This is a genomic window from Corallococcus macrosporus, assembly GCF_017302985.1.
Lineage (GTDB): Bacteria > Myxococcota > Myxococcia > Myxococcales > Myxococcaceae > Corallococcus > Corallococcus macrosporus_A.
In genome coordinates this window covers 174,530-199,637 of record NZ_JAFIMU010000002.1, presented here as the reverse complement: position 1 = coordinate 199,637, position 25,108 = coordinate 174,530, and the positions used below count along the sequence as shown (strand labels likewise).

Below are 25,108 nucleotides of genomic sequence, written 5' to 3'. Positions count from 1 at the left end.
GCCCCGAGCCGGCCAGACGGGCTGGAAATGGGGTGAACGGGCCTTTGGAAGGGGCAGGATGTCCGGCTCAGCGCCCCACACCCATGCGCGTCCACAGCTCCAGCAGCGTGCGCAGCACGGACGCGTCCGGCACGTCCGCCGCGGGCGGCACGTCCACGCGGATGCCCTGCGCCGCCAACCGGGTGAACGGGTTGTCCGCGTCCGGCGTCTTCAGCGGCACGGTGGGGTCCGCCGGCCGGAAGCCGAACGCCAGCGCCCGGGCCTGCACCGCCGGGCTGCGCAGGAAGGCCACCCACTCCAGCGCTGCCTCGCGCTGCTCAGGTGTGACCCAGTCCGCCTGGAGCACCGCCGCCGGGTGGTCGCTCCACAGCGTCACCGGCGGATAGTCCACCCGCAGCTGCCCCCAGCGCCCCTGCGCGTGGTCCAGCTGCGCGATGGCCAGGCTCTCGTACACGAGCGCCAGGTCGTAGCGGGACGGCCCGTAGCGCACCAGGTCCGTCATGAACGTGCCCGTGGACGGCTCGAAGCGCGTCACGCCCCGCTCCAGCCCCTGGAGCCACGCCTGATAGCCCGGGTCCAGCAGGTCCGCCTCCTTCACGCTCGCGCGCCGGCCCAGGTACTCCAGCGTCGCGGACAGGAGCGCCTGCAGGCCCGAGTTGGACTTCGTGGGGTCCGTGTGGCCCAGCTTCACGAAGCCCCACTCCGGCGGGCCGCCCACCGCGGGCCAGCCCCGGTCGCTCGCCACCGCGCGCTGGAGCGTCTTCCACGACAGGGCCGCGCCGCCGCCCGCCTTGCGCAGCACGTCCATCCGGTCCTGCCAGCCCACGAAGACCAGCGGGGTGATGACCAGCGGATGCGGCACGGCCTCACCCTGCGTGGCGAACAGCGGCCCGTGCGAGGGCTCCGTCGCCCAGTCCGCCGCGAGCATGCGCAGCTCCGCGCTGTCCGCCGGGCTCCACACCGTGGGCTTCTCCCGCCCCTCCAGGATGGCCTGCGCCGCCTCCAGCGAGCCCCGCCCCACCAGCGTCACCCGCACGTGCGGGTGCGTGCGCTGGAAGTCCGCGAGCGCCGCCTCCACCCACGCGCGCTTCTCCGTGCTGTAGAGGAACGTGATGTCCGTCACCCGCCGGCGCGACGGCAGCGGCGCGGAGACGGACTCGGGCTCCGACGTCAGCGCGCGGGGCGCCTCCGGGGCCGCCAGCAGGTAGAACACCCCCAGCGCCGCGGCCAGCATCCCAATGAGGAGGAGGATCCGGGGCTTCATGTCCCCCCTCGTACTCCAGGCCGCATTCCCGGAAAGCCCGGGGGCGCTTTTGTCACAACCCTGTCACTCACGACTTCTCCCCCGGCCGCTCCCCTTCCAAGAGGGGTCCACGCCGGTTGTTTGCCCTCATAGGGCTGGCAGAATGGCCCGGATGAAGACACTGGCACGAACCATGGCGCTCCTGGGACTGGGAGCGGTGTTCGGGGGTTGCGCGGCGAAGCAGGCCCCTCCCGTCCAGCGCTACGCGCTGGGCATGTCCCGGGCGGAGTATCGGGACTACGCGGGCGCGAAGGCGAGCCCCTGTGACGCGGAGCCGCGCTGGTTCCAGGACGAGCTGACCGCGGTGAACGGCCTGCTGGCGCGCTTCATCAAGGAGACGGACCAGGCCCTGGACCCGAAGGGGCCGGACCACCCGAAGCACCTGACGCTGCTGGAGGAGGGCCTGCGCACGCTGCCTCCGGTGCTGAAGGTGCACGAGGCCAACCTCCAGGCGCTGAAGGCCTGCGACTTCCGGCGCACGGGCGCGTTCCCGGACCTGGCCCAGCGCGGCGCGACGCTGCTGACGGAGGCGCGGGACCTGATGGCGCTGGGGCCCCAGATTCAGGCGGCCTCGGCGCTGCAGGAGGCCCAGAAGCAGTGGCGCGAGCAGGGCCCAGCGCGCGAGGCGAAGGCGCGCGAGACGTGGTGCCCGAAGCCCTCCAAGGTGGGCCAGCCGGACCTCTACTTCGCGCGGCTGTCGCCCGAGGGGCGCACCGAGTGGTTCTTCTGCGACGGTCACGTCGTGGAGAAGTCCGGCGACGCGGAGCCCTCGCTGCTCAGCCCCGAGGGGCTGTCGAAGGCGGAGCGGCGGCGGGTGCAGGCGAAGAAGTACCTGGACGCGGCGCTGGCCTATCCCGCGGAGGAGGTGGACCGCGAGCCCACGGCCGCCAGCCTCCGGAAGCCCGCCGCGCCCGAGGGTGGCAGCGCGGCGGAAGGCGCACCGTAGGCCCGGGCGTGACGCGCGGGCGCCCGGCGTCACGCTCCCAGCCGGGCGAGCCGCTTGGACAGGTGCGCGTCGCCGCCCGCGTCCACGCTGGACACGAAGGCGGACAGCGACTGGCCCGCGCCGGACAGGTGGGCCTCCACGTGCGGCTTGAGCGTCGTCCAGCGCTTCGTCCACGCGTCCTCGGAGCCGTCGCGCAGGTCGGGGCGCTCGGAGAGCAGCGCCGTCACGCGCAGCGCCAGCTCCGGGTCGCTGAGCGTCCGCGCCGCGGCCACGCCCGGCGGCACCGAGCCCGCGGGCGCCGCCTTCCACATCTCCGCCGCGCGCTGGAAGGCCGCCACGTCCACCTGGGACAGGAGCCCCAGCGCGTGGCGCACCGGCAGCCGGCCCTCCGCCTTGGGCCCCACCACGTGCGCCATCAGCGCGGCGAAGGGCGCGGCCAGGGCCGGGTGCGCCGCGGGGTCCACGCCGCCCAGCGCCCGGAGCGCCTGACGGGCCTTGCGCGCCAGCCGCGTCACCCGCCAACTGGGGCCCTTGAGGCGGGACTGGAGCAGCGTGAGCGCGGCGGCGGCGGCGGTCACGGCCTCCGGGCCGGGTGAGGCGGGGGCCACGCGGCGCGGCAGCACCAGCGCGGGGGGCGGGGCGGCGGCGGCCTTCGGGGGCGGGGCGGCGGGGGCGGCGCCAGCCTCGGCGCCCACTTCGGCGTAGCCCTCGCGCACCTTCTCCGCGACCTTCTTGTTGTACTCCTTCAGGGCGGCGTCTTCGTCCGGGAAGACCTTCTCCTTGCGCTGCCCCGCGGTGCCGATGCGGCCGTAGGTGACGATGAACGTGGCGCCCTGCACCTCGGGCATCCAGAACTTGGAGCTGTTGCCGTCGACGAACTCGAACCTGCGCATGGCAGGCAGGCTACTCCACCTTCGCGGCCAGTGCGCGCAGTCCCTCCTCGCGCGACACGCTGCCCGTGTAGCCCAGCTCCAGCCGGGCCTTCTCGTCGCTCACCGTCACCTCCTGGCCCGCGAGCAGCAGCTCCGTGCGCGACAGGGGCGGCGTGCCCTTGAGGCCCAACAGGTCCCAGACGAAGTCGCTGACCACGGCCACGGTCGCGGCCAGCGCGGTGGGCATCGTCTTGTGCCCGGGATCCACGCCCTGTGTCTTCAGGAGCGCGCTGATGAAGGTGCGGAACTCCACGGGCGGGCCGTCGGTGAGGAAGTACGCCTGACCGCCGTGCCCCTTCTCCGCGGCCAGCAGCATCCCCTCCACGACGTTGGCCACGTGGCAGGTGGACGTGAGGTAGTGCCCGCCACCAATCCAGCGGAAGCGGCCGGACTTCACCGCGGCGACCAGCGTGGGCAGGAGCGTGGTGTCCCCCGGTCCCCAGACCATCCGGGGCCGCACGGCGACGGTGGTGAACTCCGGCGAGTTGACCTGGAGCACGCGCCACTCGGCCTCCGCCTTGGTGGACGGGTACGGGCCCACGGGACGCGCGGGCAGCGGGTGCGTTTCGTTCAGGTTCGCCATGGGGCCGCCATCCACCAGCACGGCCTCCGTGCTCACGTGCACGAAGCGCTTCACGCCCGCCGCGCGCGCCGCCTCCAGCACGGCCTCCGTGCCGCGCACGTTGGTCTCATGGAAGTCCGCGCGGGGGCCGGACAGCTTCACGTGCGCGGCGGAGTGGAAGACGGTGTCACAGCCCTCCATGCCCAGGCGCAGGCGCTCCGGGTCGGAGAGGTCGCCCTCCCACGGCTCACCGCCCGCGGCCCGGACGGCGTCCATGGCGCCGGGCGAGCGGGCCAGCGCGCGCGTCGGCTCCCCGCGCTTCGCGAGCGCCGTGAGCAGGTGCTTCCCGACGAACCCCGAGCCACCGGTGACGAACGCGCGCACGTGTGAAGCCTCCTTCCGCCAGAGGACGCCGCTCCTACCACTCCCGGCGGGGCGCGGGGTAGCCCGCGCCCGTGCGTCAGAACATGTCGCGCATCGCGGGGGCTGGCCCCGCGAACAGGGCGCTGGCGGCGTCGAGCGTCTTTTCGTCCGCGCTCAGCATGCCGGCGAGCTGGAGCGCGCGGGGTGAGAGGAAGCCGGTGTAGAGCGGCGCCAGGGCGCGCACGTGCAACTGGAGATGGCCCTCGCCCCCCGGGCGGACGCGGGCGGCGCCGCCCTCCACCTCCAGCACGAAGCGCCCCTGGTTCTCCGGGAAGAGGTCGTCCTCCACGGCCAGGTGGAGCGCGCCGGACAGGCCGGGGGTGAAGCCGCGCGACTCCAGGGCCCGGGGGACGTCCAAGAGGCGCGTCATCCAGTGCATGGAGAGCTTCAACTGGTAGGTCTGTTCCCGCAGCAGAGTGAGGAGCGGCTCGTCCGCGCCGCCGAACCACATCACGTCCTGGGCCAGCGACCGGTGGTCGCCCAGGAAGCGCAGCAGCCGGCGCGCGGCGGCGGGCGTGGTGGCGGTGAGGTCGGTGAGCTTCAGGGCCTGTTTCGGCACGGCGCCCTGGGGTGCCAGGCTGCGCACGAGGTACACGTAGCCCTCCACGCCGGAGGTGCCCTCCACGACGTAGCCGTAGGCGGTGTCGCCGCGGGGCGTGCGCACGCGCCGCCAGATGTAGGGGCCCCGGTCCAGCCAGCCGTGGTGCTGGGCCGCGAAGCGCCGGTAGCAGGCCTCCACCGCCGCGTCGTCGGACGGGCGCATGGGGCGCAGGGACAGGGAGCGTTCCCCCAGCTCCAGCGAGGCCGCGTCGACGTGGATTTCATAGCGCGCGCCGGAGACCTCGTAGCCCACGCGCCGGTAGAGCGGCTGCGTCGCGGGGTAGAGGACGGAGAGCGGAGCGCCCTCGTCGCGCATCTCCCGCAGGAAGCGGTGGAAGAGGCGCGTGGCGGCGCCGGCGCCCCGGTGCGCGGGAGCGACGCCCACGCCGCCCACGCCGATGAGCGGCACGGAGCGGCCGCCCAGGAACTGCCCCATGCGGATGAGGGTGAGGGTGGCGGCGACCTCGCGGTCCGAGCGCAGGATGCGCAGCGAGGACTCGGAGAAGTTCTTGCGCACCACGGTTTCGGAGTCCGCGAGCGACATGGCGAACGCCTGCGCGGTGATGTCCGCGATGGCGGCCAGTTCCTGCTCGTCCCTCGGAGGTCCGTACGCTTCCGTCTCCATCCCGCATCCCCTTTGGCTGGCGTTTCGGCGGCGCAGCATGGCGCAGCGGGTGGAGCGCGGGGAAGGCCGGAGGGACGCGCTACTTCACCGGCTTCGGGGCCGGCGGCAGGCGGCCGGATTTGCGCAGGGCCTTCACCAGCCGCTCCGGTGGCAGGCCATGGACGCGGGCGCCCTGGTGTCCCGTCATCGTGTCGGAGGCGAGCATCGAGTTCAGGATGGCCTCCTGGGTGGCCTGCACGGTGGCTTCGAAGACGGGGTTGATCCGCTCGTTGTCGAGCATGGCCACCGGAGCGACGGAGGCGTTCTCCGGGTTGGCCACGGGCTGGGTGGAGAACGCGAGGAAGATGTCGCCGGAGGAGTTCTCCCCCAGGCCGCCCATCTTCCCGATCGCGAGCGGCACCCGCCGGGCCACGCGGTCGAGCTGGTGTGGAAGCAGCGGCGCGTCGGTGGCCACGACGACGATGATGGAGCCCAGCCCCTCCGGGTGGGTGGGGCCGGTGCTGGCGCGCTGCGAGCACGGGGGCATCTGGGAGAAGAAGGGACCTTTCGGAGCGGTGTCGCCGGAGTAGCAGGCGCGCAGGTCGGGAATCTCCTCGCCCACGGGAGCGCCCGCGACGGAGAAGAGGCGGCGGCTGCCGTAGTTGCACTGCACGAGCACGCCGATGGTGTAGCCGCCCTGCTCCGCGGGGAGCTTGCGGGAGGACGTGCCGATGCCGCCCTTGAAGCCATGGCACACCATGCCGGTGCCACCGCCCACGGAGCCCTCCGCGACGGGGCCGGAGCGGGCGGCGTCGAGCGCCTGCATCGCGTGCGGGGGCCGGACGTGGAAGCCGTCGATGTCGTGCAGGAGGCCGTCCCAGGTCTCCGCGACGACGGGCAGGCCCAGCTCCCAGGTGAGGTCGCGCTTCTGGGCCCAGGAGATGACGCCCTCGTGCACGGCGCCCACGGCGTGGGTGTCGCTGATCATCACGGGGCCGGAGAGCAGGCCGGACTCCTTCACCCAGTGGGTGCCGGTCATCTCCCCGCTGCCGTTGAGGTCATGGGTGGCCGCGAAGACAGGCTGGGCGACCGCGTCCCGGCCCCGGGGCAGCACGGCGGTGACACCGGTCCGGACCTGGGAGCCGGTGATCAGCGTGGTGTGGCCCACCTCCACGCCCTTGACGTCCGTGATGGCATTGAGCGCACCCGGCCGTCCGCCAAAGGGGATGGCCAGGTCACTGGACCGGGGACGCGCGGTGCCAGGGATTGGGAGGACGCAGAGCAGGCCCAGGAGGAATGCGGGACGAAGTTCCATGGACCCGGGTTCTACACCTCAACGAACTGGCCTCCCACGATGCCACTCCGTTCCAGGGCGTCCTTCAGTTCTCCATCGACGATGAGCGCGGAGCGAAGTCCCCATGGGCGGAACACGCGCTCGTCACCCACCCTCGCCTTGTCGATACGCAGCCCGGCGACGTACCGATACTGCCCCACCTTCGCGGGCTGTCCGTCCTCGGGCATCCAGTGCTTGAACTCTTCACTCGCGGCCTCATCCACACAGCGGACCGTGCGCGCAGCGACCATGAGGAAATAGGGCTCCACCTGTCCCTCGACCTGCACCGGGAAGAGTTACACGTCGTTGGGGGCCAGCGTGCGAAACACCTCGGCGGTCCTGGCATTGAGAACAGGCGTCAGCCCTACGCCCGCGGACGTGAAGTCCAGGGGAATCCCAGGACGGGAGAGCGGAATCCGCAGCGTTCCTGGGTCGGGAATGGGTGCGCCCCGCGTGAACACCCAAGGGTTCTCAAGTGGCTGACCATCGAGCTGAACCGGCGTCTTGAAGTACCAACGCCCCGGCACATACACATCGATGTCCAGTTGGAAGAACCGCCGTTCCATCGTCTCAGGCATCTGGATTCCGGGTGATGAGCTTGCGCAAGCCGGTGCCTGCGGTCGTCAGTTCTTTCGCGATGGCTGTCAGGACATCCACCAAAGCAATCCGGCATTGTGCGATGCCCTGACATTCTGCCATGGCATCGGTGAGCCGAGCGAGCACCTCTCGATGGTACTCCGCAGGATGCGGTCCGCGATGTCCGTTGATCCGCACCAGGTTCGCCCTGTCACTGAAGCTCATTCCCGCCTACTCGAAGAACTGCTCGAAGATGGGCGTCCACGGTCCACCTGACAGCTCCGACACCTCGTTCTTGTCCGTGCAGATGTGATGGACCTCTCCTTCCGGGTCGCCCTGAATCCCTCCGCCTCCAGGCCCCATGGCGACGGCAGCCACCGCGGTGGGCGCCAACGTGACGTTGAGCACTCCCGCGGATGACACGGAGATGGACCGCACCTCACCGGACAGTGCTCGCGACAGTTGGAATCCAGCCTCCGCCTCCGCCCTCAAGGCCGCTTGCGGGAAGCCCGGCATCCGGGGCCCGTGCGCGGCCATCGCGCTCCTGCCACCGAGCGCCGTCATCGCGATGATGACCAGCACCCGTGCGCCATTGCTCCCGAGCACCCGCCCGAAGCGATGCCCCGCATCCTTCAGCCCAACCACGTCCCCTGCATCCCGCGATTCATCCATGAGCCGCAGGAAGCCTTGTCCCAGGTTCCACACCGGCCCCGTGCCCAGGTACGCGATGAGCGCGGCCGTCAGCGCCACCGCGACCAGCTTCGTGATGGGCTCCGGTGCGACCAGCATCACCATCGCGGTGCCAATCATCGTCGTCACCATGGCCCGCAGCGCGGCCGGATCCATCAACTCCCCCATCGCCTCCGCCACTCCTTCCCAGACCGTGTCGAGCGCGAAGGAGAGCGCCAGCCTCCACCGCGCCATGGGCTCCAACGGGAAATCCTCACGCAAGCGCAGCGACCGCCGCCCCTGAGCCCCGTCGACGATGCCGCCCGCGGACGCGAGCAATAAGCGTCGGCCCGTGTCCAGGTTCACCACGCGCGTCGTCGCGCAGCCCGCCGCCAGCCACAGCAGCACGGCCATTGCCCAGAGCCTCATGCGCCCTCCACGTTCACTGGAGACAGGAGCGCCGTTCTAACAGGTGCGTTCTCCCACGCGGTGCTAAGCCCTGGCGTCAGGAGGAAGCACGCCCATGCGGAAACTGACCTATTACATCGCCAGCTCGCTCGATGGATTCATCGCCTCGCCCACCGGGGCGTTCGACTTCTTCACCATGGAGCAGGACTACCTGGACGCCATCGCCGCCGAGTACCCGGAGACGCTCCCCGCCGGCTACCGCGCCTTCAAAGGCATCACCGGCCCGGGAAAGCACTTCGACACGGTCCTGGAAGGCCGTCACACCTATCAAGTCGGCCTGGACGCGGGCGTCACCAACGCGTACCCGCACCTCACGCACTACGTTTTCTCCCGCTCCCTCACCCAGAGCCCCGACCCCGGCGTCAACCTCTCCAGCACGCCGCTCGCCACCGTGCGCGAGCTGAAGGCCCGCGACGGCCTGGGCATCTGGCTGTGCGGCGGCGGCAAGCTCGCGGCCGAGCTCCTCCCTGAAATCGACGCGTACATCATCAAGCTCAATCCCGTCATCGCCGGGGCCGGCATCCGGCTCGTCGACGCGGGCTTCGCGCCCCACCGCCTGCGGCTCACCGGAACGCGCACCGTCGACAGCGGCGTCGTCTTCCTGAGCTACGTCCCTCGCGAGCCCTAGCCAGGCCCGCCGCCGGGCCCCCGCATTGAACCTGGGGACAATGGGCGGAGCAGCGCGGCATCCACGCAGGGTGTGAGCTTCCGCCCTGCTCGTAAGCTTGGCCCCCGGCAGGGTTGGCTGGTGGATGGATCCAAAACATCGTTCGATCCCGAAATGCCCGCCCGGTGCAATACGCTCTCAACCTATGAGGAGTCCTCTGGACGAAGGTCAGCCACCCTCCTCCTCCAGTGGTGGCGACATCGCGTACGTCAGCCCCCAGTCCGCTCGCGACATGGGCGCGCAGCTGCGCCTGTTCATCGACAGCGTGAAGGACTACGCCATCCTGACGTTGGACCCCGCTGGCTACATCGTGAGCTGGAACACCGGCGCGGAACGCATCAAGGGCTACAAGGCCGAGGAGATCCTCGGCCAGCACTTCAGCCGCTTCTACCCGCCCGAGGACATCGCCAGCGGCAAGCCCCAGATGGAGCTGGAGATCGTCAACCGCGAGGGCCGCTTCGAGGAGGAGGGCTGGCGCGTGCGCAAGGACGGCAGCCTCTTCTGGGCCAACGTCGTCATCACCGCGATGCGCGACTCGAAGGGCCAGCTCATCGGCTACGGCAAGGTGACGCGCGACTTCACCGAGCGCAAGCAGACCCAGGAGCGCCTGCGGGAGAGCGAGGAGCGCTTCCGCCTGCTCGTCGAGCACGTCCAGGACTACGCCATCTACATGCTGGACGCGGACGGCCGGGTCTCCACCTGGAACGCCGGCGCGGAGCGCTTCAAGCAGTACAAGGCCGAGGAGATCATCGGCCAGCACTTCAGCCGCTTCTTCCCCCCGGAGGACGTGGCGCGCGGCAAGCCCTGGCACGCCCTCCAGGTGGCTGCCAGCGAGGGCCGCTTCGAGGAGGAGGCCTGGCGCGTCCGCAAGGACGGCAGCCTCTTCTGGGCCAGCGTCGTCATCACCGCGCTGCATGACACCGACGGCAAGCTCGTGGGCTACGCCAAGGTGACGCGCGACATCACCCAGCGCAAACAGAACCAGGAGCGGCGCGAGCTGGAGATGCTGCGCGACGCCGTGCGCGCCCGGGACGAGTTCCTCTCCGTCGCCTCGCACGAGCTGAAGACGCCGCTCACCCCGCTGCAGCTGAAGCTGACCGCCCTGCTGCGCGCCGTGGAGAACAACCCTTCCGCCACCCTGCCCGTGGAGCGCATCTCCCGCGACCTGGAGGTGGCCCGCCGGCAGGTGCGCAAGCTGTCGGACCTCATCGAGGACCTGCTGGACGTCTCGCGCATCAGCATGGGCCAGCTGCGGCTGGACCGGGCGCCCATGGACATGGCCGCGCTCGCACGGGAGGTGGTGGTCCGCTACGCCCCCCAATCCGCGCAGGTCGGGTGCGCCGTCACGCTGGAGGCGCCGAACCCCATCGAGGGGTACTGGGACCGCGCCCGGGTGGATCAGGTCATCACCAACCTGCTCACCAACGCGCTCAAGTACGGCGCCGGCAAGCCCATCCACATCCGCGTGCGCCAGGAGGCGGGGCTGGCCGTCGTGAGCGTGCGCGACGAGGGCATCGGCATCCCGCTCGAGGACCAGCCGCGCGTCTTCGAGCGCTTCGTGCGCGCGGTGTCCGAGCGCAACTACGGCGGCCTGGGGCTGGGCCTCTTCATCACCCAGCAGATCGTCGAAGCGCACGGCGGCATCGTCCAGGTGCGCAGCACGCCCGGCGAGGGCGCGACCTTCACCGTGATGCTGCCGATGGGTCCGGACGTGGAGCCGCCCCCTGACGCTCCTCCCGAGCCGTGAGGATGTAGCGGTAGGGCACCACGCGCGTCAGCTCGTGCAGCGTGGTGATGCCATCCGCCACCTTCGCCAGCGCGTCCTCCACCAGCGTGCGGAAGCCCCACTTCCGGGCGTGCTGGCGCAGTTGGACGCCCGGCGCCCCGGTGGCGATGAGCAACTGCAGCTCCGGGTCCACCACCAGCAACTCATAGAGGCCCACGCGCCCCTTGAAGCCGGTGTGGCGGCACGCCTCGCAGCCCTGCCCCGCCCGGGGCTGCACGCCGTCCAGCAGCGGCCCCAGCAGTGACAGCTGGTCCGCCGTCGGCGTCGTGGGCGCGGAGCATGCCGGGCAGATGCGCCGCACCAGCCGCTGCGCCAGCACCGCGAGCAGCGCCTCCGCGATGTCCCCGTCCTCCAGCTTCAGTCCGCGCAGGCGGCTCACCGCGCCAATGGCATCCGCCGTGTGCAACGTGCCCAGCACCACGTGGCCCGTGGACGCGGCCATCAGCGCGGTGTTGCCCGTCTCCAGGTCGCGGATCTCCCCCACCAGCATCACGTTGGGGTCCTGCCGCAGCAGCGCGCGCAGCAGCGTCAGGTGCGGCATCTGCGGCGACACCTGCTTCTGGTTCACCTTGGGGACCACGTACTCGATGGGGTCCTCCGCGGTGATGATCTTCTTGCGCCCGTCGTTGAGCCGCGCCAGCGCCGCGTACAGCGTCGTCGTCTTGCCGCTGCCCGTGGGCCCCGTCACCAGCACCAGCCCCTCCGGGTTGCTCAACAGCCGCAGTACCGTGGCCTGGATCTCCGGCGTCATCCCCAGCTTCTCCACCGGCACCAGGCCCACCGTGGCGTCGAGCAGGCGGATGACCACGTCCTCGCCCGCCGGGGAGGGCACCACGCTCACGCGGAAGTCCACGAACTTCCGCCCCGCCTCGCTCTCGTACAGCGCGCGCAGGCGGCCGTCCTGGGGCCGGCGCTTCTCCGCGATGTCCAGCCCCGCCATCACCTTGATGCGGCTGACCACCTCTGGCAGCGAGTCCGGCGAGATGTCCGTGTACGTCTGGTGGAGGATGCCGTCGACGCGATAGCGCAGGTCCACGTCGTCCGTGTAGCTCTCCAGGTGGATGTCGGACGCGTTCTGCGCCACCGCTACCGCGAGCACGTGGTTCACCAGCTCCACCGCCGTGGGCTGATGCGACAGCGGCGTGCCGGCCTTCAGCACCACGTCCACCGACGCGTGCACGCCCGCGCCGAAGCCCACCTCCAGCGCGGAGTCGATTTCGTAGCGGTTGAGCCGCACGGGCCGCACGGGCCGGCGCAGGAAGTCCGCGATGCGGTAGCGCACGGAGTCGTCCTGCGGATCCAGCATGGCCACCGTCACGGGCTCCGTGTCGTTGGCCGCGTCCACCTTCCCCATCACCGCGACGCCCAGCCGCCGGCAGAAGGACTCGGGGAGCAGCCGCAGCGAGTCGCGGTCGAGCGTGAACTGGGGCAGTTCGGAGAACGGGGGCACGTCCGGGGGAGCCATGGCCCGCCGGCTTATCACGGCCCCCCGCGTGACCCGCCAGGGCTGCTATCCTCGCACCCCATGTCGCGGCCCCCCGCGGATCCTCCCGCCATGCCGTCGCTGCTGGTGTTCGCCGTGGCGGTGCTGCTGTTCGGCTCGCCGCTGCGCAGGCTGTGGCTGGCGGAAGGCGCTCCCGCCTCGCTGCCCTTCCTCGTGTGGCTGGGCGTCATCGCCCTGGGCGGGTGGGTGGCGCACCGGAGCCTGCGCCCATGACGCTGGGGCCGGGCCCGCTCGTCGTCGCGTCCGTGGCCTACCTGGGCGTGCTGTTCCTGGTGGCGTACGCGGCGGAGCGGGGCCGCATCTCCCCGCGCATCACCCAGCACCCGCTGACGTATGCGCTGGCCCTGGGCGTGTACGCCACGTCCTGGTCCTACTTCGGCAGCGTGGGCTACGCGGCCCGCCACGGCTTCCGCTACCTGGGCATCTACCTGGGGCTCACGCTCGCGTGCCTGCTGGCCCCGGTGCTGTGGCGGCCCCTCCTGCGGCTGACGCGCGAGCTGCAGCTCACGTCGCTCGCGGACCTGCTCGCCTTCCGCTACCCCGGTCAGGTCACGGGCACGGCGGTGACGCTGTTCGCGCTGGCCGGCAGCCTGCCCTACCTGGCGCTCCAGATTCGCGCCGTCGTGGAGTCCGCGCGCCTCCTGAGTCCCGCGGCGTCTCCCGCGCTGGTGGGGCCCGGCTTCTGCGCCGTGCTCATCGTCTTCGCGCTCCTCTTCGGTGCCCGCCACCCCGCTCCGCGCGAGCGGCATGAAGGGCTGATGCTGGCCATCGCCTTCGAGTCGGGCGTGAAGCTGCTGGCGCTGCTCATCGTCGCGGGCTGGTGCGTGCTGTCCGTCTTCGGCGGCGTGGGCGGGCTCAACGACTGGCTCACCCACCACCCGGAGGCGGTGGAGGCCCTCCAGCGCCCCGCGCGCGACGCGTCCTGGGCGCCGCTGCTGGTGCTCTCCACCATCGCCGCGTTCCTCACGCCCCGGCAGTACCACGTGGCCTTCACGGAGGCGCCGGAGCGCGACGGGCTGGCCACCGTCGCGTGGGCCTTCCCGCTGTTGATGCTGCTCATCAACGCGGCCATCCCCGTGCTGCTGTGGTCCGGAGAGGCGCTGGGCCTGCCCTGGCCCGCGGACTTCCACGTGCTCTCCGTGCCCATCGCGAAGGGGGCGCCGCTGCTCGCGCTCATCGCCTTCCTGGGCGGCGTGTCCGCGGCGAGCGCCATGGTCATCGTCACCACGCTCGCGCTCGCGCCCATGTGCCTGACGCACCTGGTGCTGCCCTTGAGCAGCACGCGCGGACGCGACGACCTCTACGGGTGGCTCTTGTGGGCCCGGCGTGTGATCATCGCCGCGGTCATCCTGGCGGGATACGGCTTCTACCGGCTGCTGAACGCGCGAGCGACGGGACTGGTGGACCTGGGGCTCGTGTCCTTCGTGGCCACCGCGCAGTTCGCGCCGGGCGTGCTGGGGCTGCTCATCTGGCCCAAGGCCACGCGCGCGGGGCTGCTCGCGGGGCTGGGCGCGGGCGCGGCGACGTGGGCAGTCACCCTGGTGGCTCCGCTGTGGGAGCCGCCCTCGCTGGTGGCGTGGACCAACCAGGTCTCCGCGAAGCTGGGCTTCGGCACGGAGGAGCCCTGGGGCTTCGCCACCTTCACGTCGCTGGCCCTCAACGCGCTGTGCTTCGTGGCGGTGTCGCTCGTCACGCGCCAGTCCGTGGAGGAGAAGGAGGCCGCGCGGGTGTGCGCGCGCGAGGCGCCGGGGCTCGCGGAGGGCAGCGTCGCGGCCAGCTCTCCCGATGAGTTCCGCCGGCAGCTGGAGCCGGTGCTGGGCGCGCAGGTGGCCGCGGCGGAGGTGGACCGCGCGCGCGAGGCGCTGGACCTGGCTCCGGACGAGCGCCGCCCGGCGGAGCTGCGCCGCTTGCGCGATGGCGTGGAGCGCAACCTCTCCGGCCTCATCGGTCCGGTGCTGGCGCGGCTCGCGGTGGGAGAAGCGCTGCGGCTGGACCCCGGTGCGCGCACGGCCCTGGCGGATCAGCTGCGCTTCGTGGAGGAGCGGCTTCGGGACGCGCGCGACATGCGCGGACCGCTGCGCGAGCTGGAGGTCGTGCGCCGCTACCTCTACCGCATCCTGGAGGACCTGCCGCTGGGTGTCTGTGCCATGGGCCCGGACGGAGAGGTCGTCATCTGGAACGCGGCGCTGGAGGACTTGTCAGGCGTGCCCATGGACTCGGCGCGGGGGCAGCCGCTCGCGCGACTGCCGGAGCCGTGGGGCCCGCTGTTCGCGGAGCTCGCGCGGGCGCCGGGCGGCGACGACGAGGTGCGCGTCACGGTGCGCGGCGGGCCGAGGCTGTTGCGCCTGCACCGGTCGCGGCTCGCGCTTTCGGATGGGGAGGGCGGTGGGGAGACGGGCATCACGTTCCTGGTGGAGGACTGGACGGAGCGCAAGGCGGTGGACGCGCGGCTCGCGCACCAGGACCGGCTGGCGTCGCTGGGCCGGGTGGCGGCGGGCGTGGCGCATGAGATTGGAAACCCGCTCACGGCCATCGCCAGCATCAGCCAGAACCTCAAGTACGAGCTGGAGGATCCGGAGGCCGTGCGCGAGCGCGTGGGGCTCATCCTCCAGCAGTGCCGCCGCATCGACGCCATCGTCCGGGCGCTCGTGGGCTTCGGGCACGCGGGCACGGTGGGCGGCGAGTCCCGGCCATTCACGCGCGTGGCGGTGGGCCCGCTGCTCGCGGAGGCCGCGCAGCTTGCGCGGCTGTCACGCAAGGCGCGCGACGTGACGTGCACGCATCAGAGTCCGGACGGGCTGAACGTGCGCGGCGACGCGCAGCGGCTGGAGCAGGTGCTGGTGAACCTCTTGACGAACGCCATCGACGCGTCGCCCGCGGGCTCGCGCGTGGACCTCATGGCGGAAGCCGCTGGAGATCAGGTGCGAATCCAGGTGGAGGACCGGGGGCACGGCATCGCCCCGGAGCTGTCGCAACGCATCTTCGAGCCGTTCTTCACCACCAAGCAGCCCGGCGAAGGCACCGGCCTGGGCCTCGCGCTGGTGGAGGGCATCGTGCGCGAGCACGGCGGCACGCTGCGCATCGAAGGCCGTCCCGAAGGTGGCACCCGCGTGACGCTGAGCCTGCCCCGCGCGGACACGCAGAAGCAGGAGGCCTCCGCTTGAGCCGCATCCTGGTCATCGAGGACGAGCCCATCATCCGCACGGAGCTGCGCCGTCTGCTCACCCGCGCGGGCCATGACGTGGCGGAGGCTGGCGCAGTGCCGGAGGCCGCGGCTGAACACGCGTTGGATGCCTTCGATCTGGTCATCTCGGATTTGCGCCTGCCCGGGCCGCCGGGCACGGACATCATCGCGCTATGTCCGGGCGTACCGGTGCTCATCATGACCAGCTTCGCCACGGTGAAGTCCGCCGTGGACGCGATGAAGCTGGGCGCGGTGGACTACATCGCGAAGCCCTTCGACCATGACGAGCTGCTGCTCCAGGTCGAGCGCGTGCTGCGCGAGGGCCGCCTCAGCCGCCAGAACGCCGCGCTCAAGCGCGAAGTGGAACAGACCTGGTCCCCCGGCGGCATGGTGGGCAACTCCCCCGCCATGCGCGACGTGTTCGAGCGCGTGCGCAAGGTGGCCCCCTCCGCCGCCACCGTGCTGGTGCTGGGCGAGTCCGGCACCGGCAAGGAGCTGGTCGCCCGCGCCGTCCACGCCCAGAGCCCGCGCGCGGAAGGGCCGCTCATCGCGGTCAACTGCGCCGCCATCCCGGAAGGCCTGCTGGAGAGCGAGCTGTTCGGCCACGAGAAGGGCGCCTTCACCGGCGCGCAGGCCGCGCACGCGGGACTCGTGGAAGCCGCGCACGGCGGCACGCTGTTCCTGGATGAGATTGGTGAACTGCCCGCGCCCGCGCAGGCGCGCCTGTTGCGCATGCTCCAGGACGGAGAGGTGCGGCGGGTGGGCGCCACGCGCTCGCGCAAGGTGGACGTGCGCATCCTCGCGGCCACGCACCGCGACCTGCCCCGTCGCGTGCAGGAAGGACTGTTCCGCCAGGACCTTTACTTCCGCCTGCGCGTCGTGGAAATCCGTCTGCCCCCACTGCGCGAGCGCGGCGAAGATGTTCCCGCGCTGGCCAGGCACCTGCTGGAGCGCGCCAGCAAGCGGATGGGACGCCCGCCCGCGTCGCTGTCTCCGGACGCGCTGGCGGCCATCGCCCAGCACCCGTGGCCCGGCAACGTGCGCGAGCTGGAGAACGCCATCGAGCGCGCGGTCATCCTCGCGGACGGGCCGCTCATCACCGCCGACCTGCTCGCGCTGGAGTCGCCGGGAGGCCCCAACGTGGACGGCAGCCCGCCCCCACTGGAGGAGACCGACTTCCCGCCCGTGCCCACCAGCGAAGCCCCGGACTCCCCCGACTCCATGGAGGAGTACTTCCGCCGCTTCGTGCTGGAGCACCAGGATCGCATGGGCGAAACCGAACTGGCGCGCAGGTTGGGCATCAGCCGCAAGACACTCTGGGAGAAGCGCCAGCGGCTGGGCATCCCCCGCACCCGCGCCTGACGCGGCCCAGTTGTTACGACGCGCTGCACGAATCGTTACGGGGGGTAACGTCCTGTCACCTTCCGCCACATCCTGACGCGGCGAGCCAACCCCCAAGGTCCTGAAACCCGGAGTGCGCGCGGGTGGAACGCGGGTTGCTCTGGGGATGGGGACCCATGCGCCCCGCCCTCGCCCCCCTGTCGCGGTTGTTGGTGCTCACGACCCTGCTGACCGCGCTGCCGGCGGCCGCGGGGAAGATCCAGCTCGGCGAGGACGCGGTCCTCAACGTCGACGTGCTGCTGCATCCGCAGATGCAGCTCATCAAGGACGGCGCGCCCACGGGCGGCGTGGGCACGGACTTCTTCCTGCGCCGCGTGCGCCTGCTCGTCTTCGGCTCCATCACGAAGAAGCTGTCGTTCTTCATCGACACGGACCAGCCGAACCTGGGCAAGAACGGCGACTGGAACCCGTCCTTCTACATCCAGGACGCGACCATCGCATACGAGGTCGCCGACAAGATGTGGGTGGAGGCGGGCTTCATCCTCGCGCCGCTGTCGCACCACGCGCTGCAGGGCGCCATCGCGCTGCACACGGTGGACTACCACTCCGACCTCATCCGCTACCCGCTGGGCGTGGGCAAGGTGTGGCGCGACATGGGCGTGCAGGTGCGCGGCTTCGCGGGCCCGTGGACGTACCGCGCCGCCATCCTCAACGGCGTGGAGGGCGCGAAGCTGGAGAACGGGCAGGTGGTCAACCCGGACGACCTGCCACGCGCGGTGGGCACGGTGCGCTACAACGTCTGGGGCCACGAGTACGACCAGTTCCTCCGGGGCATCTACTTCACGGAAGAGCCCCTGCTGTCGTTCGGAGTGGCCGGTGACTACCAGTACTCCGCCATCGCCACCGCCTCCGGCGTGCACGACGCGGTCGCCCTGGCCGCGGACGTGTTCCTGGACGTACCCGTGGGCGACGACCAGGAGTTCGTCTTCCAGAGCAACGTCTTCTCCTGGCAGCAGGGCCACGACAACGTGCGCAGCGGCACGGGCTTCTTCGTGGAGCTGGGCTACCGCATCGGCATCATCGAGCCCGTCTTCACCACCGAGTACTTCAACGGACGCGTGGCCGCGCAGGACCTGCTCACGTTCCGGCCCGGCTTCAACATCTGGTTCCAGAAGCACACCTTCAACCTGAAGACGGAGGTGGCCGTGGCGCGCGTCGGGGACATCGCCCACGCGACCACGGGCATCACCGGCACCGCCCAGCTCCAGCTCTTCTACTGAGGACGCACCCCATGGCCATCGAACCGGATTCGCTCGTCCCGCCCAAGGAAGCCTTCCGCCGCACCGCGCACGTGCAAAGCCTGGAGGAGTACCAGCGCCTCTACCGCCAGAGCCTGGACGCCCCGGACGCCTTCTGGGGCGAACAGGCCCGGCAGCTCACCTGGTTCCACCCGCCGGAGTCCATCCGCGAGGTGAACGAACAGGCCGCGGACTTCGCGTGGTTCGTGGGCGGCAAGCTCAACGTCACCGTCAACTGCGTGGACCGCCACGCGAAGGCGCGTCCGGACAAGGCCGCCATCCTCTGGGCGAAGAACACGCCCGGCGAGTACGAGACCATCACCTTCCGCGACCTCGCTCACCACGTGAACCGCCTGGCCAACGTGCTCAAGGCGCACGGCGTGCGGAAGGGCGACCGCGTCATCGTCTACCTGCCCATGATTCCGGAGCTGGTGTACTCGCTGCTCGCGTGCGCGCGCATCGGCGCGGTGCACTCGGTGGTGTTCGCGGGCTTCTCCGCGGACTCGCTGCGCGAGCGCGTGCTGGACTCCGGCGCGAAGGTCGTCATCACCGCCAACGAGGGCCCGCGCGGCCCCAAGAGCGTGGCCACCAAGGCCATCACCGACGAGGCCCTGGAGGGGCTGTCCCAGGTGACGTCGGTGCTCGTCGCGCGCCGGACGCCCAGGGAAGTGCCCCTGCGCGAGGGGCGCGACCACTGGCTGGACGTGGAGCTGAAGAAGCACCGGGGCGTCTGCCCCGCCGAGTGGATGGACGCGGAGGATCCGCTCTTCATCCTCTACACCTCCGGCTCCACCGGGAAGCCCAAGGGCGTGCTGCACACGACGGCGGGCTACCTCGTCTACGCGAACACGACCTTCCGCTACATCTTCGACACGCAGCCGGACGACGTGCACTTCTGCACCGCGGACGTGGGCTGGGTGACGGGCCACTCGTACCTCGTCTACGGCCCGCTCTCCACCGGCACCACCACGGTCCTCTTCGAGTCCACTCCGACGTGGCCCGACGCGAGCCGCCTCTGGCAGGTGGTGGACGACCTGAAGGCCACCACGCTCTACACCGCGCCCACCGCGCTGCGCTCGCTGATCAAGGAGGGCGACGCGTTCGTCACGAAGTCCTCCCGCAAGTCGCTGCGCCTCCTGGGCAGCGTGGGCGAGCCCATCAACCCGGAGGTCTGGCGCTGGTTCCACGACGTGGTGGGCGAGGGCCGCTGCCCCGTGGTGGACACCTGGTGGCAGACGGAGACGGGCGGCATCCTCATCGCGCCGCTGCCCGGCGCGACGCCCTGCAAGCCCGGCAGCGCCACCCTGCCCTTCTTCGGCGTGGAGCCGGTGCTGGTGGATGAAGAAGGCCGGAAGCTGGAAGGCAACGGCGTCAGCGGCAACCTGTGTCTCGCGCGCTCGTGGCCGGGCCAGGCGCGCACGCTGTACGGCCACCACGAGCGCTTCGTGGAGACGTACTACGCGCGCTTCCTGCCGCTGTACTTCACGGGTGACGGCTGCCGCCGCGACGAGGACGGCTACTACTGGATCACCGGCCGCGTGGACGACGTGCTCAACGTGTCCGGCCACCGCCTGGGCACCGCGGAGGTGGAGAGCGCGCTCGTCGCGCACGAGGCCGTCGCGGAGGCCGCGGTGGTGGGCTATCCGCACGACCTGAAGGGCACGGGCGTGTGCGCCTTCGTCACGGTGAAGCCGGACTTCCTTCGCACCCCGGACGAGAAGATGGTGGGCACGCTGCGCGAGCAGGTGCGCCACGTGATTGGCCCCATCGCCACGCCGGACCGGGTGGTGCTGGTGTCGGGCCTGCCCAAGACGCGCTCCGGAAAGATCCTCCGCCGCATGCTCCGGAAGATCGCCGGCGGCGAGACGGAGAACCTGGGCGACGCGAGCACGCTGGCGGACCCCGCCGTGCTGGATGAGCTGTTGACCAAGGGGCTGCCGCCGGCCTCGCGACGCTGAACCCCTCACTCCGGAGCGCACCGATGTATGGCAATTCGAAGGACGACCTGCTGAAGGCGCTGGCCGCGAGGCGCTGGCGCGTGGCCGGCGCGCTGACGGTGGCGATGCTCGTCGCCTACCTGGGCTTCATCCTGCTCGTGGCGTTCAACCGGCCGCTGATGGGGCACCAGTTCGTGCCGGGGCTGTCCGTCGGCATCGTGCTGGGGGCGCTCACCATCCTGCTCGCCTGGGTGCTGACGGGTGTCTACATGCTGTGGGCGAACCGCAAATACGACCGCGCGCTCGACGAACTGCGCCGCTGAAAGAGGCCCCCCATGAATTCCTCGACCGCGGGCACGCAGATTGGCCAGCCCAACACCACGGCCATCTTCTTCTTCCTCCTCTTCGTCGGCATCACGCTGGCCATCACCTACTGGGCCGCGCGCAAGACGAAGACGACCTCCGAGTTCTTCGCCGCGGGTGGCGGCATCAGCGCGGCGCAGAACGGCTTCGCGCTGGCCGGTGACTTCATGAGCGCCGCCAGCTTCCTGGGCATCGCGGGGCTCGTCGCCACGTCCGGCTTCGACGGGCTCATCTACTCCGTGGGCTGGCTGGTGGGCTGGCCGGTGGTGACCTTCCTCATCGCGGAGCCCCTGCGCAACCTGGGCAAGTACACCTTCGCGGACGTGGTGGCCTACCGGCTGAAGCAGACCCCGGTGCGCCTGTCCGCCGCGGTGGGCACGCTCACCGTCGTCGTCTTCTACCTGATTGCCCAGATGGTGGGCGCCGGCAACCTCATCCGCCTGCTGTTCGGCCTTTCCTACGAGACGGCCGTCGTCATCGTGGGCGCGGTGATGATCCTCTACGTGCTGTTCGGCGGGATGATCGCCACGACGTGGGTTCAAATCGTCAAGGCGGTGCTGCTGCTGGGCGGCGCGACGGCGCTGGCGGGCGCGGTGCTCTACAAGTTCGGCTTCAGCCCCACGGCCCTCTTCAGCGAGGCGGTGAACCGCTACGGTCCGGAGGCGCTGGCGCCGGGCAAGCTGGTGTCCAACCCGCTGGAGACCATCTCCCTGGGCGTGGCGCTGATGTTCGGCACGGCGGGCCTGCCGCACATCCTGATGCGCTTCTACACGGTGCCGGACGCGAAGGCGGCGCGCACCAGCGTCTTCTACGCCACGGGCCTCATCGGCTTCTTCTACCTGGTGACGTTCATCCTGGGCTTCGGCGCGTCCGTGCTGGTGGGCCGTCAGGCCATCGTCGGCGTGGACAAGGGCGGCAACATGGCCGCGCCCATGCTGGCGGAAGCCGTGGGCGGCACGGGCTTCCTGGGCTTCATCTCCGCGGTGTCCTTCGCCACCATCCTCGCGGTGGTGGCGGGCCTGACGCTGTCGGGCGCGGCGGCGCTGTCCCACGACCTGTGGTCCAGCGTGGTGCGCAAGGGGCACGCGCCAGAAGCGGAGCAGCTCAAGGTGGCGCGCATCTCCAGCCTGCTGCTGGGCATCCTGGCCATCATCCTGGGCGTCCTCTTCAAGAACCAGAACGTGGCCTTCATGGTGGGGCTGGCGTTCGCCATCGCCGCGAGCGCGAACTTCCCCGCGCTGCTCCTGTCCATACTGTGGAAGGGCTTCACCACGAAGGGCGCGGTGGCCAGCATGCTCACCGGGTCCATCAGCGCGGTGCTGCTCATCTTCCTGTCGCCCACGGTGCAGGTGGAGCTGTTGGGCAACGCGTCCGCCCTCTTCCCGCTGAAGAACCCCGGCATCGTCACCATCCCGCTGTCCTTCATCGTCGGCTGGGTGGTGTCGCTGCTGTCGCCGGAGGACGAGGCGTCGCGGCGGTTCGCGGAGGTGGAGCACCGCATGCACGTGGGCGCGGTGGTGACGCCGCCCGTGACGGTCCCCACAGGGGTGGCGGGACGGGTGCCTCCGGGCATCCCGGAGGCACCGCAAAAGGTTTGAGGCTGCTCGGCCGGGGCGGAACCCGGGAGTTTCCAAAGGGGCTCGGGTTCCGCCTTTCTTTTTCCCCCAGGGACTACTTCCTGCGCGTGAGCGGGAGCACGTCCTGCACCAGGTGGACGAGCACCTTGCCGGGCTCCTCCTCGTGCACCATGTGCGCGGAGTCCTCGAACCAGACGAGCTTCTTCGACGGGGCCTGGACCGTGGGGTACCAGGCCTCCAGCAGCTGCGCGGACGTGGTGCGGTCATGCCGGCCGTGGAAGAAGACGACGGGCACGGCGAAGCGGTGGGCCTGGGTGAGGTTGAGCTGGGTGATGGGTCCCCAGAACGCCGCGAGGCTCAGGTCCAGGCCCTCGTCGCGCGCCTGCATGTCCTTGTCGGTGACGTCCGGGCTGTAGCGCCAGACCTCCGCGCCGTGCCAGTCCGGCGCGCGCCAGCCGTGCGTCTCATAGTGCGAGCGCCAGCGGCGTTCCTTGTGCAGGTTGGCCAGCGTGCGCGAGGGGTCCTTGGGGTCCGGGAACGGCGCGATGGACTCCAGGTCCGCGATGGCCTTCGCGTTGCCGTCCGCCTTCGCCGCGGCGAGCGTGGCCTCGTAGCCCAGGACCTCGTTCCTGGGGACGTCCACCCCCTGGCCGATGCCCACGTAGGCGTAGAACCAGTCCGGGTGCTTCTGCGCGAGCCGCACGCCCAGCACCGTGCCCCAACTGTGGCCCACGAGCACGATGCGCTTCTTGCCGTAGGTCTTGCGCAGGTACGCGGCCACCTCCTCCGCGTCCGCGATCATGCGGTCCACGGTCATGGTGGGGCGCACCTTGTCCGGCGGGTTGAGGGCGTACGTCTTGCCCGCGCCGCGCTGGTCCCAGTGCGCGACGGTGAAGTACTCCTCCCATTCGCCCTGGTAGAAGTACGCGGTGGGCAGCGCGGTGAAGCCCGGCCCGCCGTGCAGGAAGAGCAGCAGCGGGTTGTCCTTGTGGCGCCCGCGCACCGAAATCCACTGGTCGATGCCGCCGATGCGCACGGCCTCCGCCTTCTCGATGCCGTCCGTGAGCACACTGCGGCGGGCCTCCCGCATGACCGCCTGCGGCGTGGGAGGGGCGTCCGCCGCGAGGGCGGGCAAGGCCGTCAGCGACACGCCCAGGCCCAGCAGGGACAGGGGGCCGCGCTTCAAGGTGTCTTTCAGGGTCCGCATGCCCCCTGAACGGACGGGCTCCACCTCGATTGCCTGGGGAGGTGCGTCAGGGCCGGGCGCGCAGCTTCTCCTGGAGCGACCGCAGCGGCTGTTGATCCACGCGGATGCGCCCGCGCGTGGGCAGGTCCAGGTCCATGAGGGTGAAGATGACGGCGGTCAGGACGACCACGAACAGGGTCCAGGTGAGGACCCCGCGCAGGCGCGCCTCCGGCCGGTACCCCAGGAGCACTCCGGAGCCGAGCGTCCCGATGAGCAGCAGGAAGAAGATGGAGGTCGGGATGAGGTTGCGGGCCGCCGCCAGGCGCTCGTCGGAGGTGTCCAGCACCTCGTTGAGGGCTTCCGTGGTGAGCAGCAGGACCGCGGGCGGAAGCTGGGGGGCCACGGCCTCCAGGCCGGACCAGAGCTCGGTCCCGAGCGCATCCGACTCCCGCAGCCGCTCCTCGAAGAGCTCCGTCGACCCCGCAGCCTCGTAGCCTTCGAGCCGCAGGTCGGTGTAGCGGCGCAGGCGGGCCCGCATCTCGCCGCGCGCCGGTTCAGGCAGGAAGCCCGCGCGCAGGTAGAGCGTGCCAATGGCGTTCGCCTCCTGGACGACGAGGGCGCGGCGCAGGCTGTAGCGGTCCGCGGCCATGGAGAAGGAGAAGGCGAGCAGCAGCGCCACCAGCCCCAGCACCGAGGCCTGGAGCGCCGAGGCGTCAACGAGCCCCGGCTTGCGGTGGCTGAACCGGAAGCCGACCTCCAGGCTCGCGAAGAGCAGGGCCATCACCCCCAGGGCGAGCAGCCACACAGGCACGACGTCGAGGACTCGGAACATGCGCCGGAAGGACTCCGCGCCCCGGAAGAGGCAGCCCGGGAAGCTGGGTCCGGAAACGGACGCGGGCAACGCGGCCCCGGGGTCCAGGGCCGGGGAAGATGCTGAACGTTCCAGGGCGGGAGCGCGGGGGATTGCGCCTAAGCTGCGCGGCCTGTGAACCGCCCGTCCGAACAGAGCCCCCCGAGCGGCTTCCGCGCCCGCCTGCACACCATCATCTTCGAAGCGGACACACCCGCGGGGAAGGCGTTCGACGTGGCGCTCCTGTGGGCCATCGTGTTCAGCGTCGTCGCGGTGATGCTGGAGAGCGTCTCGCAGGTGCGCGCGGGCTACGGCCACTGGCTGCACACCGCCGAGTGGATCTTCACGGTGCTCTTCGCGCTGGAGTACGTGCTGCGCCTCATCGCCGTGCGCCAGCCGCTGCACTACGCGCGCAGCTTCTTCGGCATCGTGGACCTGATGGCGCTGTTGCCGTCGTTCCTGAGCGTGCTGTTCCCCGGCGCGCAGACGCTGCTGGTCATCCGCGTGCTGCGCCTCTTGCGCGTCTTCCGCATCCTCAAGCTGGGGCACCTGCTGGGTCAGGCGGAGGTGCTGCTCACGGCGCTGCGCGCGAGCCGCCCGAAGATCATCGTCTTCCTGGGCACCGTGCTGAGCATCGACGTCATCATGGGCGCGGTCATGTACCTGGTGGAGGGCGAGGAGCACGGCTTCGACAGCATCCCCCGCTCCATGTACTGGGCCATCGTGACGATGACGACGGTGGGCTTCGGGGACATCACGCCCAAGACGGTGACGGGCCAGTTCCTCGCGTCCATCCTGATGGTGATGGGCTACGGCATCATCGCGGTGCCCACGGGCATCGTGTCGGTGGAGCTCGCTGCCGCAACGCGTCCACCCCTGAATACCCAGGCGTGCCCGGGCTGTGGCGCACAGGGTCATGACCTGGATGCGCGCTATTGCAAACGCTGCGGCACGGCATTGGACTGGGCCCCCTCGCGGCCCACCGGGTGAATCTGTCTA

At 70.9% G+C, this 25,108-nt stretch carries 21 protein-coding genes and 1 pseudogene; 11 read left to right on the top strand and 11 right to left on the bottom strand.

The annotated features are described in order from the left end of the window. Positions 1–67: 67 nt before the first annotated feature. A complete protein-coding gene (locus tag JYK02_RS01295) occupies positions 68–1,264 on the bottom strand; it encodes a substrate-binding domain-containing protein (RefSeq protein WP_207048029.1) in 1,197 nt (398 codons plus the stop codon). 151 nt (positions 1,265–1,415) lie between these two features. On the opposite strand from JYK02_RS01295, the gene JYK02_RS01290 reads away from it, so the two are divergent. Beyond that, entirely contained in the window at positions 1,416–2,249 is an 834-nt protein-coding gene (locus tag JYK02_RS01290) for a hypothetical protein (protein WP_242588288.1), read from the top strand. Positions 2,250–2,278: 29 nt separating this feature from the next. On the opposite strand, the gene JYK02_RS01285 is transcribed toward JYK02_RS01290, so the two are convergent. From JYK02_RS01285 to JYK02_RS01260, 7 genes and pseudogenes are all read right to left on the bottom strand, one after another. Then, positions 2,279–3,142: a WGR domain-containing protein gene (locus tag JYK02_RS01285; RefSeq protein WP_207048027.1), complete on the bottom strand. Its 864-nt coding sequence runs from the start codon at positions 3,140–3,142 to the stop codon at positions 2,279–2,281. 10 nt (positions 3,143–3,152) lie between these two features. Continuing rightward, positions 3,153–4,127, bottom strand: coding sequence for an NAD-dependent epimerase/dehydratase family protein (locus JYK02_RS01280; protein WP_207048026.1), 975 nt, complete (start codon positions 4,125–4,127; stop codon positions 3,153–3,155). 76 nt (positions 4,128–4,203) lie between these two features. Next, positions 4,204–5,391, bottom strand: a complete 1,188-nt coding sequence (locus tag JYK02_RS01275; RefSeq protein WP_207048025.1) for a GNAT family N-acetyltransferase — start codon at positions 5,389–5,391, stop codon at positions 4,204–4,206. A gap of 79 nt (positions 5,392–5,470) precedes the next feature. Next, positions 5,471–6,685, bottom strand: coding sequence for a P1 family peptidase (locus JYK02_RS01270; RefSeq protein ID WP_207048024.1), 1,215 nt, complete (start codon positions 6,683–6,685; stop codon positions 5,471–5,473). An 11-nt stretch (positions 6,686–6,696) separates the two neighbouring features. Continuing rightward, positions 6,697–6,972 (bottom strand): imm11 family protein, encoded by a 276-nt coding sequence (locus JYK02_RS40705; RefSeq protein WP_347402404.1) that lies wholly within the window; start codon positions 6,970–6,972, stop codon positions 6,697–6,699. A gap of 27 nt (positions 6,973–6,999) precedes the next feature. Continuing rightward, entirely contained in the window at positions 7,000–7,281 is a 282-nt protein-coding gene (locus JYK02_RS40700) for a hypothetical protein (protein ID WP_347402403.1), read from the bottom strand. Beyond that, positions 7,274–8,377 (bottom strand): annotated as a pseudogene (locus JYK02_RS01260) (AHH domain-containing protein). The gene JYK02_RS40700 and the pseudogene JYK02_RS01260 overlap by 8 nt, the downstream one beginning before the upstream one ends. A gap of 94 nt (positions 8,378–8,471) precedes the next feature. On the opposite strand from JYK02_RS01260, the gene JYK02_RS01255 reads away from it, so the two are divergent. After that, positions 8,472–9,044 (top strand): dihydrofolate reductase family protein, encoded by a 573-nt coding sequence (locus JYK02_RS01255; RefSeq protein ID WP_207048023.1) that lies wholly within the window; start codon positions 8,472–8,474, stop codon positions 9,042–9,044. A 184-nt stretch (positions 9,045–9,228) separates the two neighbouring features. Continuing rightward, positions 9,229–10,830, top strand: coding sequence for a sensor histidine kinase (locus JYK02_RS01250; protein WP_207048022.1), 1,602 nt, complete (start codon positions 9,229–9,231; stop codon positions 10,828–10,830). On the opposite strand, the gene JYK02_RS01245 is transcribed toward JYK02_RS01250, so the two are convergent. Then, a complete protein-coding gene (locus JYK02_RS01245) occupies positions 10,766–12,334 on the bottom strand; it encodes a GspE/PulE family protein (RefSeq protein ID WP_242588287.1) in 1,569 nt (522 codons plus the stop codon). The two genes, JYK02_RS01250 and JYK02_RS01245, sit on opposite strands and share 65 nt — an antisense overlap. 90 nt (positions 12,335–12,424) lie before the next feature. On the opposite strand from JYK02_RS01245, the gene JYK02_RS01240 reads away from it, so the two are divergent. The 7 genes from JYK02_RS01240 to JYK02_RS01210 all read left to right on the top strand — a co-directional run bounded on the left by JYK02_RS01240 (position 12,425) and on the right by JYK02_RS01210 (position 22,094). Then, positions 12,425–12,586 carry a hypothetical protein gene (locus JYK02_RS01240; RefSeq protein WP_171447193.1) on the top strand — a complete coding sequence of 54 codons (162 nt, stop codon included), beginning with the start codon at positions 12,425–12,427 and terminating at the stop codon, positions 12,584–12,586. Continuing rightward, a complete protein-coding gene (locus JYK02_RS01235; protein WP_207048020.1) occupies positions 12,583–15,537 on the top strand; it encodes an ATP-binding protein in 2,955 nt (984 codons plus the stop codon). The genes JYK02_RS01240 and JYK02_RS01235 overlap by 4 nt, the downstream gene beginning before the upstream one ends. Continuing rightward, a complete protein-coding gene (locus JYK02_RS01230) occupies positions 15,534–16,919 on the top strand; it encodes a sigma-54-dependent transcriptional regulator (RefSeq protein WP_207048019.1) in 1,386 nt (461 codons plus the stop codon). The genes JYK02_RS01235 and JYK02_RS01230 overlap by 4 nt, the downstream gene beginning before the upstream one ends. Positions 16,920–17,074: 155 nt before the next feature. Next, positions 17,075–18,178, top strand: coding sequence for a hypothetical protein (locus tag JYK02_RS01225; RefSeq protein ID WP_207048018.1), 1,104 nt, complete (start codon positions 17,075–17,077; stop codon positions 18,176–18,178). A gap of 11 nt (positions 18,179–18,189) precedes the next feature. Beyond that, positions 18,190–20,154 (top strand): acetate--CoA ligase, encoded by a 1,965-nt coding sequence (gene acs / locus JYK02_RS01220; RefSeq protein WP_207048017.1) that lies wholly within the window; start codon positions 18,190–18,192, stop codon positions 20,152–20,154. A gap of 23 nt (positions 20,155–20,177) precedes the next feature. Continuing rightward, positions 20,178–20,456, top strand: a complete 279-nt coding sequence (locus JYK02_RS01215; protein WP_120527272.1) for a DUF485 domain-containing protein — start codon at positions 20,178–20,180, stop codon at positions 20,454–20,456. Positions 20,457–20,468: 12 nt separating this feature from the next. Next, entirely contained in the window at positions 20,469–22,094 is a 1,626-nt protein-coding gene (locus JYK02_RS01210) for a sodium:solute symporter family transporter (RefSeq protein ID WP_207048016.1), read from the top strand. Positions 22,095–22,167: 73 nt separating this feature from the next. Here the strand turns inward: JYK02_RS01210 and JYK02_RS01205 are convergent, their stop codons facing one another. Beyond that, a complete protein-coding gene (locus JYK02_RS01205; RefSeq protein ID WP_207048015.1) occupies positions 22,168–23,280 on the bottom strand; it encodes an alpha/beta fold hydrolase in 1,113 nt (370 codons plus the stop codon). Between the two features lie 46 nt (positions 23,281–23,326). After that, positions 23,327–24,091 (bottom strand): hypothetical protein, encoded by a 765-nt coding sequence (locus JYK02_RS01200; RefSeq protein WP_207048014.1) that lies wholly within the window; start codon positions 24,089–24,091, stop codon positions 23,327–23,329. 153 nt (positions 24,092–24,244) lie between these two features. Here JYK02_RS01200 and JYK02_RS01195 point away from each other — a divergent pair, with 153 nt between their 5' ends. Then, positions 24,245–25,099 (top strand): ion transporter, encoded by an 855-nt coding sequence (locus JYK02_RS01195; RefSeq protein ID WP_207048013.1) that lies wholly within the window; start codon positions 24,245–24,247, stop codon positions 25,097–25,099. Positions 25,100–25,108: the final 9 nt, after the last annotated feature.